General features: G+C 60.1%; 14 protein-coding genes. 7 read left to right on the top strand and 7 right to left on the bottom strand.

The genetic code is table 11. From position 1 onward, the window contains the following. Positions 1-575 (bottom strand): alcohol dehydrogenase catalytic domain-containing protein (locus MK745_RS15610; protein ID WP_243614187.1); only part of this gene is annotated, 575 nt, incomplete at its 3' end. Positions 576-745: 170 nt separating this feature from the next. Here MK745_RS15610 and MK745_RS15605 point away from each other — a divergent pair. The 3 genes from MK745_RS15605 (at position 746) to MK745_RS15595 (ending at position 3,748) form a co-directional block, all read left to right on the top strand. Continuing rightward, on the top strand, positions 746-1,828 hold the full coding sequence (locus tag MK745_RS15605; protein ID WP_243614186.1) for a Zn-dependent alcohol dehydrogenase: 1,083 nt from the start codon (positions 746-748) through the stop codon (positions 1,826-1,828). A 197-nt stretch (positions 1,829-2,025) separates the two neighbouring features. After that, positions 2,026-2,487 (top strand): MaoC family dehydratase, encoded by a 462-nt coding sequence (locus tag MK745_RS15600; protein ID WP_243614185.1) that lies wholly within the window; start codon positions 2,026-2,028, stop codon positions 2,485-2,487. A gap of 58 nt (positions 2,488-2,545) precedes the next feature. Then, a complete protein-coding gene (locus MK745_RS15595; RefSeq protein WP_243614184.1) occupies positions 2,546-3,748 on the top strand; it encodes an acetyl-CoA C-acyltransferase in 1,203 nt (400 codons plus the stop codon). A 67-nt stretch (positions 3,749-3,815) separates the two neighbouring features. On the opposite strand, the gene MK745_RS15590 is transcribed toward MK745_RS15595, so the two are convergent. The 4 genes from MK745_RS15590 to MK745_RS15575 are packed head-to-tail and all read right to left on the bottom strand — an operon-like array spanning position 3,816 to position 8,969. Next, on the bottom strand, positions 3,816-4,886 hold the full coding sequence (locus MK745_RS15590; RefSeq protein WP_243614183.1) for an acyl-CoA dehydrogenase family protein: 1,071 nt from the start codon (positions 4,884-4,886) through the stop codon (positions 3,816-3,818). 1 nt (position 4,887) lies between these two features. Next, entirely contained in the window at positions 4,888-6,075 is a 1,188-nt protein-coding gene (locus MK745_RS15585) for an acyl-CoA dehydrogenase family protein (protein ID WP_243614182.1), read from the bottom strand. A 1-nt stretch (position 6,076) separates the two neighbouring features. Further along, positions 6,077-8,170, bottom strand: coding sequence for a 3-hydroxyacyl-CoA dehydrogenase NAD-binding domain-containing protein (locus MK745_RS15580; RefSeq protein ID WP_243614181.1), 2,094 nt, complete (start codon positions 8,168-8,170; stop codon positions 6,077-6,079). Between the two features lie 43 nt (positions 8,171-8,213). After that, complete coding sequence (locus tag MK745_RS15575; protein ID WP_243614180.1) at positions 8,214-8,969, bottom strand: SDR family NAD(P)-dependent oxidoreductase; 756 nt, start codon at positions 8,967-8,969, stop codon at positions 8,214-8,216. Between the two features lie 243 nt (positions 8,970-9,212). On the opposite strand from MK745_RS15575, the gene MK745_RS15570 reads away from it, so the two are divergent. Further along, entirely contained in the window at positions 9,213-10,028 is an 816-nt protein-coding gene (locus MK745_RS15570) for an IclR family transcriptional regulator (protein WP_243614179.1), read from the top strand. Positions 10,029-10,036: 8 nt separating this feature from the next. Here MK745_RS15570 and MK745_RS15565 read toward each other — a convergent pair whose 3' ends face one another. Beyond that, positions 10,037-10,936 (bottom strand): hydrogen peroxide-inducible genes activator, encoded by a 900-nt coding sequence (locus tag MK745_RS15565; protein ID WP_243614178.1) that lies wholly within the window; start codon positions 10,934-10,936, stop codon positions 10,037-10,039. Between the two features lie 103 nt (positions 10,937-11,039). On the opposite strand from MK745_RS15565, the gene MK745_RS15560 reads away from it, so the two are divergent. From MK745_RS15560 to MK745_RS15550, 3 genes are all read left to right on the top strand, one after another. Next, positions 11,040-11,684: a peroxiredoxin gene (locus MK745_RS15560; protein ID WP_243614177.1), complete on the top strand. Its 645-nt coding sequence runs from the start codon at positions 11,040-11,042 to the stop codon at positions 11,682-11,684. Between the two features lie 60 nt (positions 11,685-11,744). After that, on the top strand, positions 11,745-12,188 hold the full coding sequence (locus MK745_RS15555; RefSeq protein WP_243614176.1) for a Dps family protein: 444 nt from the start codon (positions 11,745-11,747) through the stop codon (positions 12,186-12,188). Between the two features lie 65 nt (positions 12,189-12,253). After that, positions 12,254-13,135, top strand: a complete 882-nt coding sequence (locus MK745_RS15550; protein WP_243614175.1) for an MBL fold metallo-hydrolase — start codon at positions 12,254-12,256, stop codon at positions 13,133-13,135. Positions 13,136-13,253: 118 nt separating this feature from the next. Here MK745_RS15550 and MK745_RS15545 read toward each other — a convergent pair whose 3' ends face one another. Continuing rightward, entirely contained in the window at positions 13,254-14,981 is a 1,728-nt protein-coding gene (locus tag MK745_RS15545; protein WP_243614174.1) for an aldehyde dehydrogenase family protein, read from the bottom strand. Between the last annotated feature and the right edge of the window lie 98 nt (positions 14,982-15,079).

The raw sequence follows: 15,079 nt of genomic DNA, 5'->3' as shown, positions 1-15,079 counted from the left end.
GAATAGTTGATGAAATGGTCCGCCCCGGCCTGTTTCGCGGCCTCCAATTTCTCAGCCGAAGAGGCCGCCGCGATGACCGTTGCGCCCATCGCCTTGCCGATCTCGACAGCCGCCAAACCGACCCCGCCCCCGGCTCCAAGCACGAGCAGAACTTCGCCTTCCTGAAGGTGCGCACGCTGTTTGAGCGCGTGCATCGACGTGCCGTAAGTCATTGTAAAACCAGCTGCGATTTCGGATTTCATCGCCTCGGGGCGCGACATGATCGCGTCTTGGTCGACGATGATCTGTTCGGCATATCCACCGGTCAGCGCCATTGCCATGACCGCATCACCGCGCTTGAACGCTGTCACGCCCTCGCCCACCGCATCGACCACACCCGCGACTTCGCCGCCCGGTGCAAAGGGAAGCTCCGCCTTGAACTGGTATTTGTTCTGAATAATGAGCGATTCCGGGAAATTCACCCCGCAGGCTTCAACCCGTATCCGAACTTGCCCCGCGCCCGGTTCAGGCGTTGCAACCTCGCGCAGTTTCAAGAGTTCTGGCGGCCCAAATTCCTCGCACAACATGGCTTTCATGGCTTTTCCTCCCCTAAGTCCTTGCGGCCAATCGCTGCGTTAACCTTATCACCATGGATCGGAATTATGATGCGGATCAGCCTTCGGGACACTGCGTCACAAAAAAATAATCTCTTTTCTCCGCCGAAGGATTCGCGCCAAGGTGAGGCAAATCCGGAGGAGAGACCCGTATGAAGACTATCAAAGCCGCCGTGTGCCACGAATACGGTGCGCCGCTCGTTATTGAAGACATCCAAATCGCCCCTCCCGCCACGAACGAGGTCGAGGTGACGCTGGATGCCGTATCCATTTGCCATTCCGATATCTCCTTCTGGGAAGGGAAATTCGGCGGCACTTTGCCCGCGGTCTACGGTCACGAGGCGGCCGGGCGCGTCACCGGGGTCGGCCCCGGCGTCGTGGGTTTCGAAGAAGGCGACAGCGTGATCGTAACCCTGATCCGCGCCTGTGGCAGCTGCCCCAACTGTGGCTCCGGCAAACCGACAATCTGCACCACCCCGCATGACCAAACAGCCCATCCACTCACGACCATGGGCGGCGACAAGATCATGCAGGCGATGGATTGCGGCGCCTTTGCAGAGAAAGTCGTCGTCGACACGAGCCAGATCGTGAAGATCCCCGCCGACATGCCAAAAGATTGCGCGGCTCTGATCAGCTGCGGCGTCATTACCGGGGTCGGCGCCGTGGTGAATGCTGCGAAACTGCGCGCGGGTGAAGATGTCGTGGTGATCGGTGCGGGCGGCATCGGCCTCAACGCCATCCAAGGCGCGCGCCTTGCCGGGGCACGTCGTATCGTTGCCATCGACATGGTGCCGGAGAAGCTTGAAATCGCTAAAGAGTTCGGAGCAACTGACGCCGTTCTCGCAAGCGATCCAAAGCCCTGGCGCCATGCGATCCGTTCTTTGGGCAAAAAGGCTGACGCGGTTATCGTGACCGTCGGTGCGATCCCTGCCTACAACTCCGCGCCCCGCTACCTCGCGGAAGGGGGCCGAATTGTGATGGTCGGAATGCCCGCCTTCGGCCAAAGCGCCGAATATGAACCGCTCATCATGTCCGACGCGGGCCAGAGCATCGTGGGCTCCAAGATGGGTGATACTGTCATCAAGCGGGATATCCCCTGGATGGTCGACCTCTATCAACAGGGACGACTCAAGCTCGATGAACTGATCTCCGGCCGCTGGGAACTTGGCCAAATCAACGACGCCATCGCCGACACCAAGACCGGCGCCGCCAAGCGGAACGTGATTCTCTTCTGAGCCACAGCACAAGCTGGACACCAACGCCCCGTCAAATGACGGGGCGTTTTACGTTCCGGAAATGCGGAAATTATTTCCACATACTTGACAGAATGTTTTTTAGAGCCTTCACTGCGCCGCACACTATGCGAAATTATTTTTCGCATTGCAGAATTTAAACCGGGAGCACAGCTCCCCTAGCTATGGATGGAACTGTCATGATTGCTGTTGTTCAGGATCTCAAAGACAGCGTCGGCGTCGAAATCGGTCTCTCTTCCTGGATCACGATTGACCAGCAGATGATTGACGCCTTCGCAGCCGTCACCGGCGACTACCAATTCATTCACACCGATCCCGAGGCCGCCGGGCAAACCGCCTTTGGCGGGACAATTGCGCATGGGTTCCTGACCCTGTCTCTGTTGCCCAAGATGATCGAGGAATGCGTGACTCGTCCCGGAACGCAAAGCACCGGTGTCAACTATGGCCTCGACGATGTGCGCTTTGTGACGCCCGTCCCGGTCGGCGCGCGCATCCGTGGGCGTTTCGTGCTGAATGACTATATCGAACCGCGCCCCGGCGTGCGCAAGCTCTGCTGGGATGTGACCGTCGAGATCGACGGTCAGGATAAACCGGCACTTGTCGCAAAGTGGCGCTCTTTGCGCGTTGAGCGCAAAAGCTGATGGACGCGGGCCGCGCGAGGCCCGACACTAAACCAGATTCATAAGGGAGGAGGACCCCATGCGGGAAGCCGTTATCGTTTCAACCGCGCGCACGCCGATTGGCAAAGCCTTTCGCGGTGCATTCAACAACACTCAGGCACAGGCCCTGATTGGTCACGCCGTAAGCCACGCTGTCTCTCGGGCCGGGCTGGACGGTTCGGAGGTGCAGGACTGTGTCATTGGCAGCGCCCTGCAACAAGGGTCAACCGGCGGCAATATTGGGCGTCAGGCCGTGATCCGCGCTGGGCTTCCGGTCTCCATCGCGGGCATGTCGCTCGATCGTCAGTGTGCAAGCGGCATGATGGCGATTGCCACTGCCGCGAAACAAGTCGTGCATGACGGGATGGATGTTGCGATCGGTGGAGGCGTGGAATCGATCTCTCTCGTCCAGAACCAGAACATGCGCGCCGACCGCGCACGCGACCCGTGGATCAACGAGCATAAGCCTTCGCTCTATATGTCCATGCTCGAAACCGCCGAGATCGTGGCAGAGCGCTACGGCGTCTCGCGCGAGGATCAGGACGCCTATGCCCTGCAATCGCAACAACGCACCGCCGCCGCGCAGGACGCAGGCAAGTTTGACGATGAGATCGTGCCGCTGACGACGTCGATGGGCGTCATGGACAAGGAAACCAAGGAGATTTCCTTCCACGACGTGACGCTCGAGAAGGATGAGGGCAACCGTCCCTCGACCACGCTTGAAAGCCTCTCGGGACTGCAACCGGTATTCAAGGACGGCCAGAGCGTAAAGGAAGGCCAGAACATCACCGCGGGCAACGCATCGCAGCTCTCGGATGGTGCCTCGGCCAGTGTCATCATGGAAGCCTCGCTTGCCGAGAAACGCGGGCTGGAACCGCTTGGACGCTATGTTGGCGTCATGGCCGCCGGTCTGGAACCTGACGAGATGGGCATCGGCCCAATCTATGCGGTGCCGAAACTCCTCGAGGCCCATGGGCTCAAGATGGACGATATCGGCCTTTGGGAGCTTAATGAGGCCTTTGCCTGTCAGGTGCTGCAATCGGCGCGGGTTCTGGGCATCCCGAACGACATCCTGAACGTCAACGGCGGGGCGATCTCTGTCGGCCACCCCTATGGCATGTCCGGAGCTCGCATGGTGGGTCACGCCCTGATCGAAGGCAAACGACGCGGCGCGAAATACGTGGTCTGCACCATGTGCGTCGGCGGCGGCATGGGGGCTGCGGGGCTTTTCGAAGTCCTCTAAGCTGCCATGTTGAAAACCAAAACGCCCCCGCGAAACCGCGGGGGCGTTTCTTTGCCTAGGGCCCAGATCAGGCCGCGTAACTTTGCATGACCTCCGTCAGGCATTGGTCCGTATCGCCAAGCTGCGCGTCCAGCATGACAAGGCGCTTGCCGTAGTGCGAGGCGGCATATTCCCATGTCATCGCGATCCCGCCATGCATTTGGATGGACTCCTCGGCCACAAGACGTGCTGCACGTCCAACGAGGTTCTTGGCCATCGCGGCCTTGAGCGACGCGTCCTCATCCCCAAGGCTTGCCGCCGCGCTAATCGTGATCGAACGTGCCTGCTCGATCTCTGTCAGCAGATCCACAGTTCTGTGCTGCAGAACCTGAAAGCTCCCGATCGGGCGCCCGAACTGTTTGCGGGTCTTGAGGTACTCGAGAAGGATCTCATAGTTCGCTTCCATGGCACCGACAGCCTCGGCACAAAGCGCCAACCGTCCCGCTGCGACGGCGTCGGCCACTGCGGCTTCTGCGCCTTCGACCAACAAAGTCGCCGCGGTTTCCTCGAGCAGAACCTCGGCAGCACCGCCACCGTCAATCATGCCGTAGCCGACCACGTTGGCCGCGCTGGCCTCGACCGAAAAAATCGCGGCCTTGCCATCAAGTTTGGCAAGGACAAGAAGCACATCCGCGTCCTGCCCGCCGTAAACCGCGCTCTTGCGTCCGTTGAGCACATAACCATCGCCCGACGCCTTGGCTGCCGTCTCGATCAGGTCGAGATCATAGGCGGCGTCAATCTCGCCAAGCCCAACGGCATAGCGTGTTTCACCGCTGACCAGCGCCTCCATATCCGCGCCAGCAGCCCCAAGAAGGCGCGCCGCGAGAAGTGTTCCGAGGAACGGTTCCGGACAAAGCGCCCGGCCCAAAGCCTCAAACACCACGGCGATATCGAATCCCGCGCCGCCAAAGCCACCCTGCTCTTCCGGCACGAGCGCACCAGCAATGCCAAGTTCGACCATCTCGGTCCATTTCGACGGATCGTGAAACGGCGCTTCATAAGCAGCCGCATTGCGAGCTTCGATCCCATATTGGTTCGCGAGATAGCGGTTTAGTGTATCAGCCAGCATCTGCCGGTCTTCTGTCAGATCAAAATGCATCTCAAAGCTCCAACATGGTCTTGGTCAGGATATTGCGCTGAATCTCGTTCGAACCACCGAAGATCGAGGTCTTGCGGTTGTTGAAATAGCGCGCCGCGTTATTGGCGGTATCCGGCGGCGAAAGCGCGAGATTGCCATCGGTGATCGCACCGGGGAACGGCGCCGCCGACGGACCAAGCGCCCGGCGGGCGAGGTCGCGCAATTCCTGATTGATGACGGTGCCCTTGATCTTAAGGATTGAGGTTTCCGGCCCCGGATAGCCCTGTTTCTGCGCTTGGTAGAGCATCCGCAGGTTGGTGATCTTCATCGCCTCGAGGTCGATCTCTGCCTGGGCGACCCGTGATGCAAAGAGAGGATCCTCGATCAGCGGGCGCCCATTCCGGCGCGTCTTGCGTGCCAAGGCCTTGACCTCCTCAAGCGCCTGCATCGAAACACCGATACCCGCGATATTGGTGCGCTCATGGGTGAGCAGGAACTTGGCGATGGTCCAGCCTTGGTTTTCTTCGCCAACGAGGTTCTCGGCCGGCACACGCACATCGGTAAAGAACACCTCGTTGACCTCATAACCGCCTTCGATCAGGCGGATCGGGCGCATCTCGATGCCCGGCGTATCAAGGTCGACGAGAATAAAGCTGATGCCTTCCTGCGGTTTGCCTTCGAACTTCGTCCGTACAAGACAGAAGATCTTGTTGGCGAACTGACCAAGGGTCGTCCAGGTTTTCTGGCCGTTGATGACATAGTCATCGCCATCGCGCTCGGCCCGCGTCTTGAGCGAGGCAAGGTCTGACCCGGCGCCCGGCTCGGAATAGCCCTGACACCACCAATCTTCGGCAGAGAGGATGCCCGGAAGCACCTCTGCCTTTTGGCGGTCATTCCCGAATTTCTGGATCACCGGGCCAAGCATCGCGAGACCGAACGGCACGATACGCGGTGCGTGGAACCGATTGCACTCCACCTCAAAGATATGGCGCTGCACCGGCGTCCAACCGGGACCGCCGTATTTTTCGGGCCAGGTTGTCGCGAGCCAACCTTTCGCCGACAGAATGCGATGCCATTCCTGCATCATCTCGCCGGTGAGTTCGCCCCCAGAACGCACAGCTGCCGCGATGTGATCCGGCAAGTTGTTTTCGAGGAAGTCGCGCACTTCCGCTTCGAAGGCGCGCTCTTCCGATGAGTAAGACAGATCCATATCAACCTCCCTTGTTGATGTCGTCAAAGCTCTTGCCAGTCTCCGCCATTTTACGAAGGATTTCCGGCACTTGCCAATAGTGGGCGTCTTCCTTGGCGTAGGTCTCGATGCGGCGCACGAGCTCTTTGGCGCCGATGGTGTCGGCATAGTGCAGCGGACCGCCGCGGAAACGCGGGAAACCATAGCCAGACAGGAAGACCACATCCACATCCACAGGACGCAGTGCGATGCCGTCTTCGACAACGCGGGCTGCCTCGCTGATCATCGCAGTCATATACCGGTCGACGATCTCCTCGTCGGTAAAGCTGCGCGGCGTTACACCGGCCTCGGCTCGCTCCTCGTCGATGATCTTTGCAACCTCCGGGTTCGGATGCATGTCGCCCTCGTCATAGACATAGTAGCCCCGTCCGGTCTTGCGGCCATACCATCCGTTTTCACAGATGCGATCCGCGACCGCCCCGGCATAGCGTTCCTCCGCCGAACGCGTCGCCGCCTTCCGCTTGCGGGTCATCCAACCGATGTCGAGCCCCGCCAGATCGCCGACCTTGTGCGGCCCCATGGCAAATCCGAACGCCTCAAGCGCATCATCCACCTGCTGTGGCGTCGCCCCGTCGAGGACGAGATAGGAGGCCGTTTTTGAGTAGTGGCCAAGAATCCGATTGCCGATGAACCCGTCACAGACCCCCGCACGCACACCGATCTTCTTGAGCCGTTTGGCGAGGGCAAAGCCGCTCGCTACAACTTCTGGTGCCGTCTTTTCGCCAACAACGATCTCGAGAAGCTTCATGATGTGGGCCGGTGAAAAGAAATGCAGACCGATCACATCCTCGGGGCGCGACGTCTGCGCGGCGATCTCGTTGATATCGAGATAGGACGTATTGGACGCAAGAATTGCGCCTTTCTTGCAGACCGCGTCGAGCTTGGTGAAGATCTCTTTCTTGATCTCCATCTGTTCGAACACGGCCTCGATCACGAGGTCCACATCGGACAAGGCGGCAAGGTCCGTTGCACCGGTCAACTGTGCTAGCATTTGATCGCGCTGGTCTGCGCTGAGTTTGCCGCGTTTCACGCCGCCCTCAAGGTTCTTGGTGATCGTCGCGATGCCACGCTCAAGCGCATCTTCCTTCACCTCGACAAGCGTGACCGAAAGCCCCGACATGAGCGCAGAGGTCGCGATACCCGACCCCATCGTGCCGCCCCCGATCACGCCGACCGCATTGATATCGCGCGGCGTGGCCTTTTTCTCAGGGATGTTGGCGACGGCGCGTTCGCCGAAGAAAGCATGGATGAGGCCCGCGCGTTGCGGCGTGTCGAGGCAATCCATGAAGGCCTTCCGCTCGATCTTGAGACCCTCCGAAATCGGACCAGTCGACGCGGCGATGGCCTCGATGCAACGCTGCGGTGAGACAAGGTTGGGGAACTTGCGTGCCACCATCTTGCGCGCCTCTTCAAGCGCGGCGTCATCCGGCGTCGTATCGATCAGGTCAGTGCGACGTGTCTTGATCTTTCCATCAAGCGCATCTTGCCCGGCGCGGAGCGCGACATCGCGCGGCTCGCCGTCTTCGAGCGCATCCAGTAGCCCCATGCCAAGCGCTTCTTTCGCGGCAACTTGTCGACCCGAGAGGGACATGTCGAGTGCGACGGGGATTCCCGCGAGGCGTGGCACGCGTTGCGTCCCACCTGCCCCCGGCAGCAGTCCGATCAGCACCTCGGGAAGACCGATCCGAAGCCCCTTAATCCCGACGCGCGCATGGCTTGCCAACGCCACCTCAAGACCACCGCCAAGCGCAGTGCCGTGCAACACACAGACCACCGGGATCTTGCTTTGCTCCATTTCGTTGAGAAGATCCGGCAGCGCGGGCGGCATCGGCGGTTTGCCGAACTCAGTGATATCGGCCCCGGCAATGAAGGTGCGGCCAGCGGCATATAGCACGATGACCTTGGCTGATTGCGCGGCGTTTATTTCTGCCACGGCGTCCTGAATCCCGCGGCGCACATGTACGCTCAGCGCATTGACTGGCGGATTGTCCACACAGACAAGGGCGATATCTCCAACGATTTCCGTGGTGACGGATATGATGTCCTGATCCTGCATCTCTCTGGATGTCCTCTCTTACTTGTTCGTTCCATGATCCGCCTCAGCGGATCGTTTCTCCACCGTCGGCCACAATGGTCTGGCCGGTCACATATGCCGAAGCGTCGCTCGCCAGGAATAGCGCAGTACCTGCGATCTCTTCCGGCTTACCGATGCGGCGCAACGGTGTTTGCTCTTCTACCTTCGCAAGCCGCTCTGGATCCTCCCAAAGCGCGCGGGCAAAATCCGTCTTGATGAGGCCGGGCGCAAGGGCATTGACGCGAATGTTCTTTGGTCCCCACTCTACAGCGAGGTTCCGCGCAAGGGCAGCCTCTGCCGCTTTCGACATCCCGTAAGCCCCGATCACGGGGTTACCCCGGATCCCTGCGATAGACGACAGGATGACCACAGCGCCCCCGCCCTGCGCCTCCATGTGCGGCAAAGCGAAGTTGCAGAGCTGAAAGGTCGATCGCACGTTGGTCGCCATGATCTTGTCAAAGGCTTCATCCGATAGGGATGACATGGGTCCGTAGACGGGATTGATTGCGGCGTTGCAGACAAGGATATCGACACGTCCATACGCCTCGATCGTTTTGGCCACCAAAGCCTCAAGCGCCTCCCTATGTCCGATATGGCACGGAATCACCGTTACCTCGCCGCCACCGGCGCGAATGGCCTCGGCGACCGGGGCACAAGCTTCCTCCGACCTGCTCGAGACGACAACCTTGGCGCCCGCCTCGGCGAAGGTCTCTGCGATGGCGCGGCCGATCCCACGGCTCGAGCCTGTGATGATTGCCACCTTGCCTTTCAAATCGAACATAGAGCCCCTCCCTTGGCGTCCATCGCGCCCGCCTCCAGACGAGCATCAAACATCTTGATTGTGTGTTTTGCAGTGTGGACAAAGCGAGTCAACTTTTGCAGAATTTTTTTTCGCAAAGCGAAATAAGGACGCGACGTCCTTTTCGCAGAGCGGAAAATTGCTGGCGAAGGAACGCGTAAACCACTAGGAAGCGCCGACAACGCGAGCCGGTGAATCGAAGTGCACAATGTAAGGAGTGCGTCCATGCGGAAAAGAACCGGAGACAGCGGCGAGTCGGATGCGGCCACGGGCGACCGTCAGTTTATCACCTCTCTGCATCGTGGTCTTGAAGTCCTGCGTGCCTTTCGCCCCGAAGATCGTGTAGGACTGAGCAATGGAGATATCGCAGATCGAACTGGCCTGCCGAACTCCACGATCTCGCGCCTGACATACACACTGCTCAAAACCGGCTACCTGCTCTACGACAAAGAAACTGGCCGGTATCGCATGGGGGTTCCGGTTCTGAGCCTTGGCTACGCCTGCCTCAGTGGCGTGCCCGTACGCGATGCCGCGCAAGGATACATGCAGGAGCTTGCCAACGAATGCGGAGAGGGGGTTCAGGTCGCGCTAGGTGGTCGTGTCGACTACACCATGACCTATATCGCCGCAGCGCGCTCCCGCTCGGTCATTTCACTGCAGCTCGATGTCGGATCGCGCATTTCCCTTGCCCGTTCAGCCATGGGGCGGGCCTATATTGCGGCGGCGCCTGAAGAGGAGAAGACAGAACTCCTTGAAGGGATTCAGAAACGCTATGACCCTGCACTCTGGCCCGCCATTCACGACGGGATCAAACGCGCAGAAGACGAGATCGCGACACGCGGATTCTATGCCAATATCGGTGAATGGCAGTCCGGCGTGAACGCCGTCGCCGTGCCGTTCCAAAGCAAACAGAGCAATGCGCCCCTGCTTTCCTTCAACCTCGGCGGACCAACGACCTATCTTGACGAGAAAGATATGCTCGACTCATTTGGTCCTATGCTGGTTGAAATGGTGGCCACACTACGCCAAAGCGCCATTTGAACACGCGGCTAAGGCTGGGCGAGGTCCGAACGGGCCTTGGCAAGGATAGTCGCGATTTCTTCAAAGAGCGCTTTTCGTGCCGAGGACGACCGCCACACAAGAACGACGGTTCGTGGGCAGGCATCCGGCAGGGGCAACAAGGCCACACCGGTATTCCGTGCAACGCCCCCATCCAACGAAAGATCCGGCAACAGCGTGATACCAAGCCCTTCCGACACCATCGCGATTAGGGTGGGCAAGCTGGTTGCGGCAAAACTCTCATCTTGCTGCAGGTCGCGATCGGGAAAGGCCGCGAGGGCATGGCGCTGAAGACAATGCCCCTTTTCCAGCAACATTAGCTTTCCACCTTCAAGTTCGTCCGACGCCGAGGCAGCGCGCTCTTCGGCCCATGACCGTGGCACCGCGAGGTGATAGCCGTCCTCGAATAGTGGTCGCACCTCCAAGGTTCCCACATCGAAGGGCAATGCGATCAACGCCAGGTCGAGGCGCCCCGAGACCACGCCTTCGATCAAACTCTCAGTCATTTCTTCGCGCAGGTAGATGTTGAGCTTTGGAAATTGGCTGCGCAGCACCGGCAGGGCCGACGGGATCAGGTAGGGGCCGATTGTCGGGATCGCCCCCATGCGTAGATCGCCTTCGTCCACATTGAGGTGCGCTTCTGCGATACGCTCAATATCCTTCGCACCTAGCAAAAGCGCCCTGCCCCGCTCAACGATCTCTTCCCCCACTGGAGTCAACATCACGCTACGGCGTGTGCGCTCCACGAGCACAACCCCGAGCCGTTCCTCAAGCTCCTTAATGCCTGCACTCAACGTCGGCTGAGTCACGAAACATAACTCCGCCGCGCGGGAGAAGTTAAGCGTGTCAGCGACGGCTACCAGAAAACGAAGTTGTCGAAGGGTAATCATTATAGACTTTCTCTATTATTAATATCTTTTTAATCGATTTCACCAAACGCCGACAAGCATCTATCTCTTCTTCATCGAAACGCACATAGATGGAGACACACCGATGACTGACGTTATCCAAGCACAGGGGCCGCGCCTGAATGAAGCTGCCCCGGCCTTCAACGCACCGACCACCGCGGGCCAGAAGACCCTCGAAGACTACAAGGGCAAATGGCTCATCCTGTTCTCGCATCCGGCCGACTTCACCCCGGTTTGCACCACAGAGTTCATCGCTTTCGCCAAGAAGCAGGATGATTTCAACGCCCGTAACACCGAGTTGCTTGGCCTGTCGATTGACAGTCACTACAGCCACATCGCCTGGATGCTGAATATCAAAGAAAAGTTCGGCGTTGAGATCAATTTCCCGATCATCGCCGACCTGAACATGGCGGTGGCGCAGGCCTACGGCATGATCCAGCCCGGTGCATCCGATACCGCCGCCGTGCGCGCGACCTTCATCATCGACCCTGAGGGCGTGCTGCGCGCCATGGTCTACTACCCGATGAACGCGGGCCGCTCGGTTGACGAGATCCACCGCCTTCTGGTCGCTCTGCAAACCGCGGACGAGAACAAATGCGCGATGCCGGAGAACTGGAAGCCCGGCGACGAGGTGATCGTGCCGACACCCGCGACGCCCGAGGCCGCTCTGGCCCGTGCGGACGAAGGCTATAACACGGTCGACTGGTATTTCTCGACCCGCGCACTCTGAGCCATCTGGGTGGCCTCCACGGGCCACCCACCCTTCCCCACATCTTTCGGAGACACGATCATGACCACCAAAGTTCAAAGCAATATCAACAGCCTGAAGACCATTCTTGGCGAAACCTTCCGCCTTTACGTCCAAACGCACGGCTATCACTGGAACGTGGAAGGACCGGAGTTCCGCCAGCTTCATACCCTGTTCGAAGAGCACTACACCAACCTCTGGGGCGCACTTGACGAGATCGCGGAACGCATCCGGGTTCAGGGCGCTTATGCGCCGGGGTCGGTGGCGGAGTTGATGGCGTTGGCCGGGGCTGAGGCGGAGCCCGCGCAATCGGCGGCGGACATGATCGACAAGATGATCTCGGCCCACGAGGCGATTGCAGACAGCATTCGTGCGGGCATTGAGACCGCCGGAGAGGTCGGAGACGAGGTCTCAGCCGGGCTCCTGACGGACCGCCTTGAATGGCATGAGAAAGAGCTCTGGATGATGAAGGCCAGCAGCCGCTGATACCCATGCCTGAACGGCCGCAACGCCGTTCGGGCCTTCCGCCGGAAGATAAGAAAGGACACCCCATGAGTACCCCCATCGTCAAACCGTTTTGGGATCAGGCGACCGGAAGCTGGCAATATGTCTTCCATGATCCCGTCACCATGAAAGGCGCTATTATCGATCCCGTGCTGGACTTTGACCCGCTTGCCGGAGCGACCGCAACGACGAACGCAGAACGCCTTCTTGCCTATGTCAGGAGCGAAGGGATCGAGATCGTCTGGATCCTCGACACCCACCCCCACGCCGACCATTTCTCGGCCGCGCCGTGGCTCAAGAAGAAGCTGGGCGCGCCGACGGGGATCGGTGAACGGGTCACAGGTGTTCAGAGTCTCTGGCAAGAAATTTACAATCTTCCCAAAGACTTCCCGACCGACGGCACGCAATGGGATCACCTTTTCAAGGACGGCGAGCGCTTCATGGTGGGCGAGGTGCCGGTGACGGTCATGTTTTCACCGGGCCACACGCTGGCCTCAATCACCTATGTCGCGGGGGATGCGGCCTTCGTGCATGACACGCTGATGATGCCCGATAGCGGATCGAGCCGGGCGGACTTTCCGGGCGGAGATTCCAAGGCGCTCTATAGCAGCATTCAGGCCATTCTCGCGCTACCTGAGGAAACCCGAATTTTCGTTGGCCACGACTACGCCCCGAAAGGGCGGGCGGCGGCGTGCGAGGCAACCGTGGCAGAGCATAAAGCGGCGAATATCCACTTCTGTGAGGCCCCGTCAGAGGCGGCCTACCGTGCGGTGCGAGATGCACGGGATTCAACGCTGCCTTTGCCAAAACTGATGCTTGCGGCGTTGCAGGTCAACATTCGCGGCGGGCGTGTGCCGGAACCGGAAGACAACGGGCGATCTTATCTGAAGCTGCCACTCAACTACTTCCACTCACGGAACAATTGTTGAGGCAGGGAGGGCCGGTTGTGTGGGGCAACCGGCCCTTTCTTTTTGCCCGAAAACGGGGGTCTGTATCACGTCGGTATTGCGTCGGTATTGCGGTGGTGCGGAAATCGGCCCTCCCGATCTAGCCGCGCATGACCTCACGCAGCAGTTTCGGCAAATCACGGAGGCTCGGGCGGTGTTGAAACCGGGTCAGGGCCTTGCCGATGCGGCGCTGGTTCTTGTTGGTGATGAAGAAAGGTGGGCGCGGCATGAGACTAAGCTCGCGACTGAAAAAGCCGCGCGGGAACGGCGCCCACGGCATACGGACCACGGTGCGCTCGGTCTCTTCGAGCATGAAGGCATTGTGGACGACGCCCGTGCCGGATTGGATGTCCTCCGGCGTATGGCCGGGGAAAGCGCCCCACGGGGCGGTCGCGATGAAGAAGCCGAAGCCGCACCAGCCGTTGATGGCGATGGTCCCGTAGCGTAGCTCGGCGATGATATCTTCGAACCTCCGCTGACCGATCTGGCGCAGCGTGGTGGGGTGGATCAGGATATTCGCCCCGAGCGTGCCCCAGAGTTCGTCATTGGCATAGGCGATCGCCGCGCGAAGAAAGGTTTCAGTATCCGGCGCAGGCAATTCCTTGATCCCAAGCGCGGGGCCGAAGACCTCGGCGCGGTGGTTGTAATCGTCATCGCCGAGCGTCCCGAGGACCACCGGTGGGGCATTGCTACCTCGCTCGACCTTTTCGACAGTGTCGAGATGGGCGGCATATAGTGCGATCCTGTCCTCCGTGCCGGGATACCATGCCGGGCGGCGCGAGGTCGCGAGGACAGATTTGACCGCGTCGAGCAATGCCGCGCCCTTGTCCCAGCCTTCCGGCATCACGAGGGTCTGGCACGCAATGCAGTTATGACCCGAATTATGGAGCTTCATCGAGGCGATGCTCTCGGCCTGATAGGCGACATCGGCGGCGGACCACGGCCCCGGCACTACGAGGGTCGGGCTGACGCAGCCAAGCTCGGAAGAAAAGCGTTTGGTGTTTTTCGGAGTGCCGGCGGCGCGGTTCTTCGCGCCCTCCTCGCCCATGCCCCAGACAATCGCATCGTGGGTCTTGTCAGAGCCAGTGATGTGCAACTCCTCGACCAAGGGGTGATCGCAGAGGTAGGCTCCGACGTCCGCCCCGCCCCGGACGATCCGCAGAGCGCCTTTGTCGATCAGGGGTTTCATCGCGGTCTCGAAGAACGGGGTCAGGTCGTCGTTGACCGGATTCATCTTGAGGATGACGACCTGATTTTCCACGAGAAGCTTGTAGAGCACATCGAGCGGTGTGATCGAGGAGACGTTGCCTGCGCCAAGAACGAGGGCCACGGCCCCCTCGCGTTCCGTTTCAGGCGTCTCGTAGAGGCGGGCAGCTTTGGCGCGGATGGTGTCGGGCGTCTCTCCGGGGCGCATCCAGACCTCGGCACGCACCCCCGGCAGGAGCAGTTTGTCGCGGGCGGAGGTCGGCATGACCTGCACCGCCGTTTGTCCGTTCGGAAGGCTGCGCATCCTCAGGCGAGAGAAGAAGCCCTTGCCCGGCATCTCGCGCAGGGTTCGGATATAGGCGTTCAGGCCTTCCATGGTGGCATAGGGGCCGATGATCCAATCCTCGCCCGCAATTGGCGTTTCGGGATCGAGACCCTTTTCGCGCGCCGAGGTTTCGGCCCAATCGGCGGCGACACTCATGACACCGTCTTTCACCGCCCGCAGGAGGCGCAGGCGGTCAGATATCGAGCATTGCGCCCAGTCGGTCTTGGCGCGGTCGAGCTCTGCAAGCGCCGTATCCAGCGCAACGCGGGTCTTTTCGGGGAGCGGTTGAGCGGTCATCTTGGGCTCCTGGGGTGCGGGGACAGCCACAGGAAACCTCTTTCAGAGTAGATTGTCCAAGGCTCTGCGCCCTGCCGTGACGGAAGGGCGCAGAGACG

The organism is Shimia aestuarii (assembly GCF_022814865.1).
Lineage (GTDB): Bacteria > Pseudomonadota > Alphaproteobacteria > Rhodobacterales > Rhodobacteraceae > Shimia > Shimia aestuarii_A.
The sequence above is the reverse complement of the archived record's forward strand: the minus strand, read 5'-3'. Positions and strand labels throughout refer to the sequence as shown.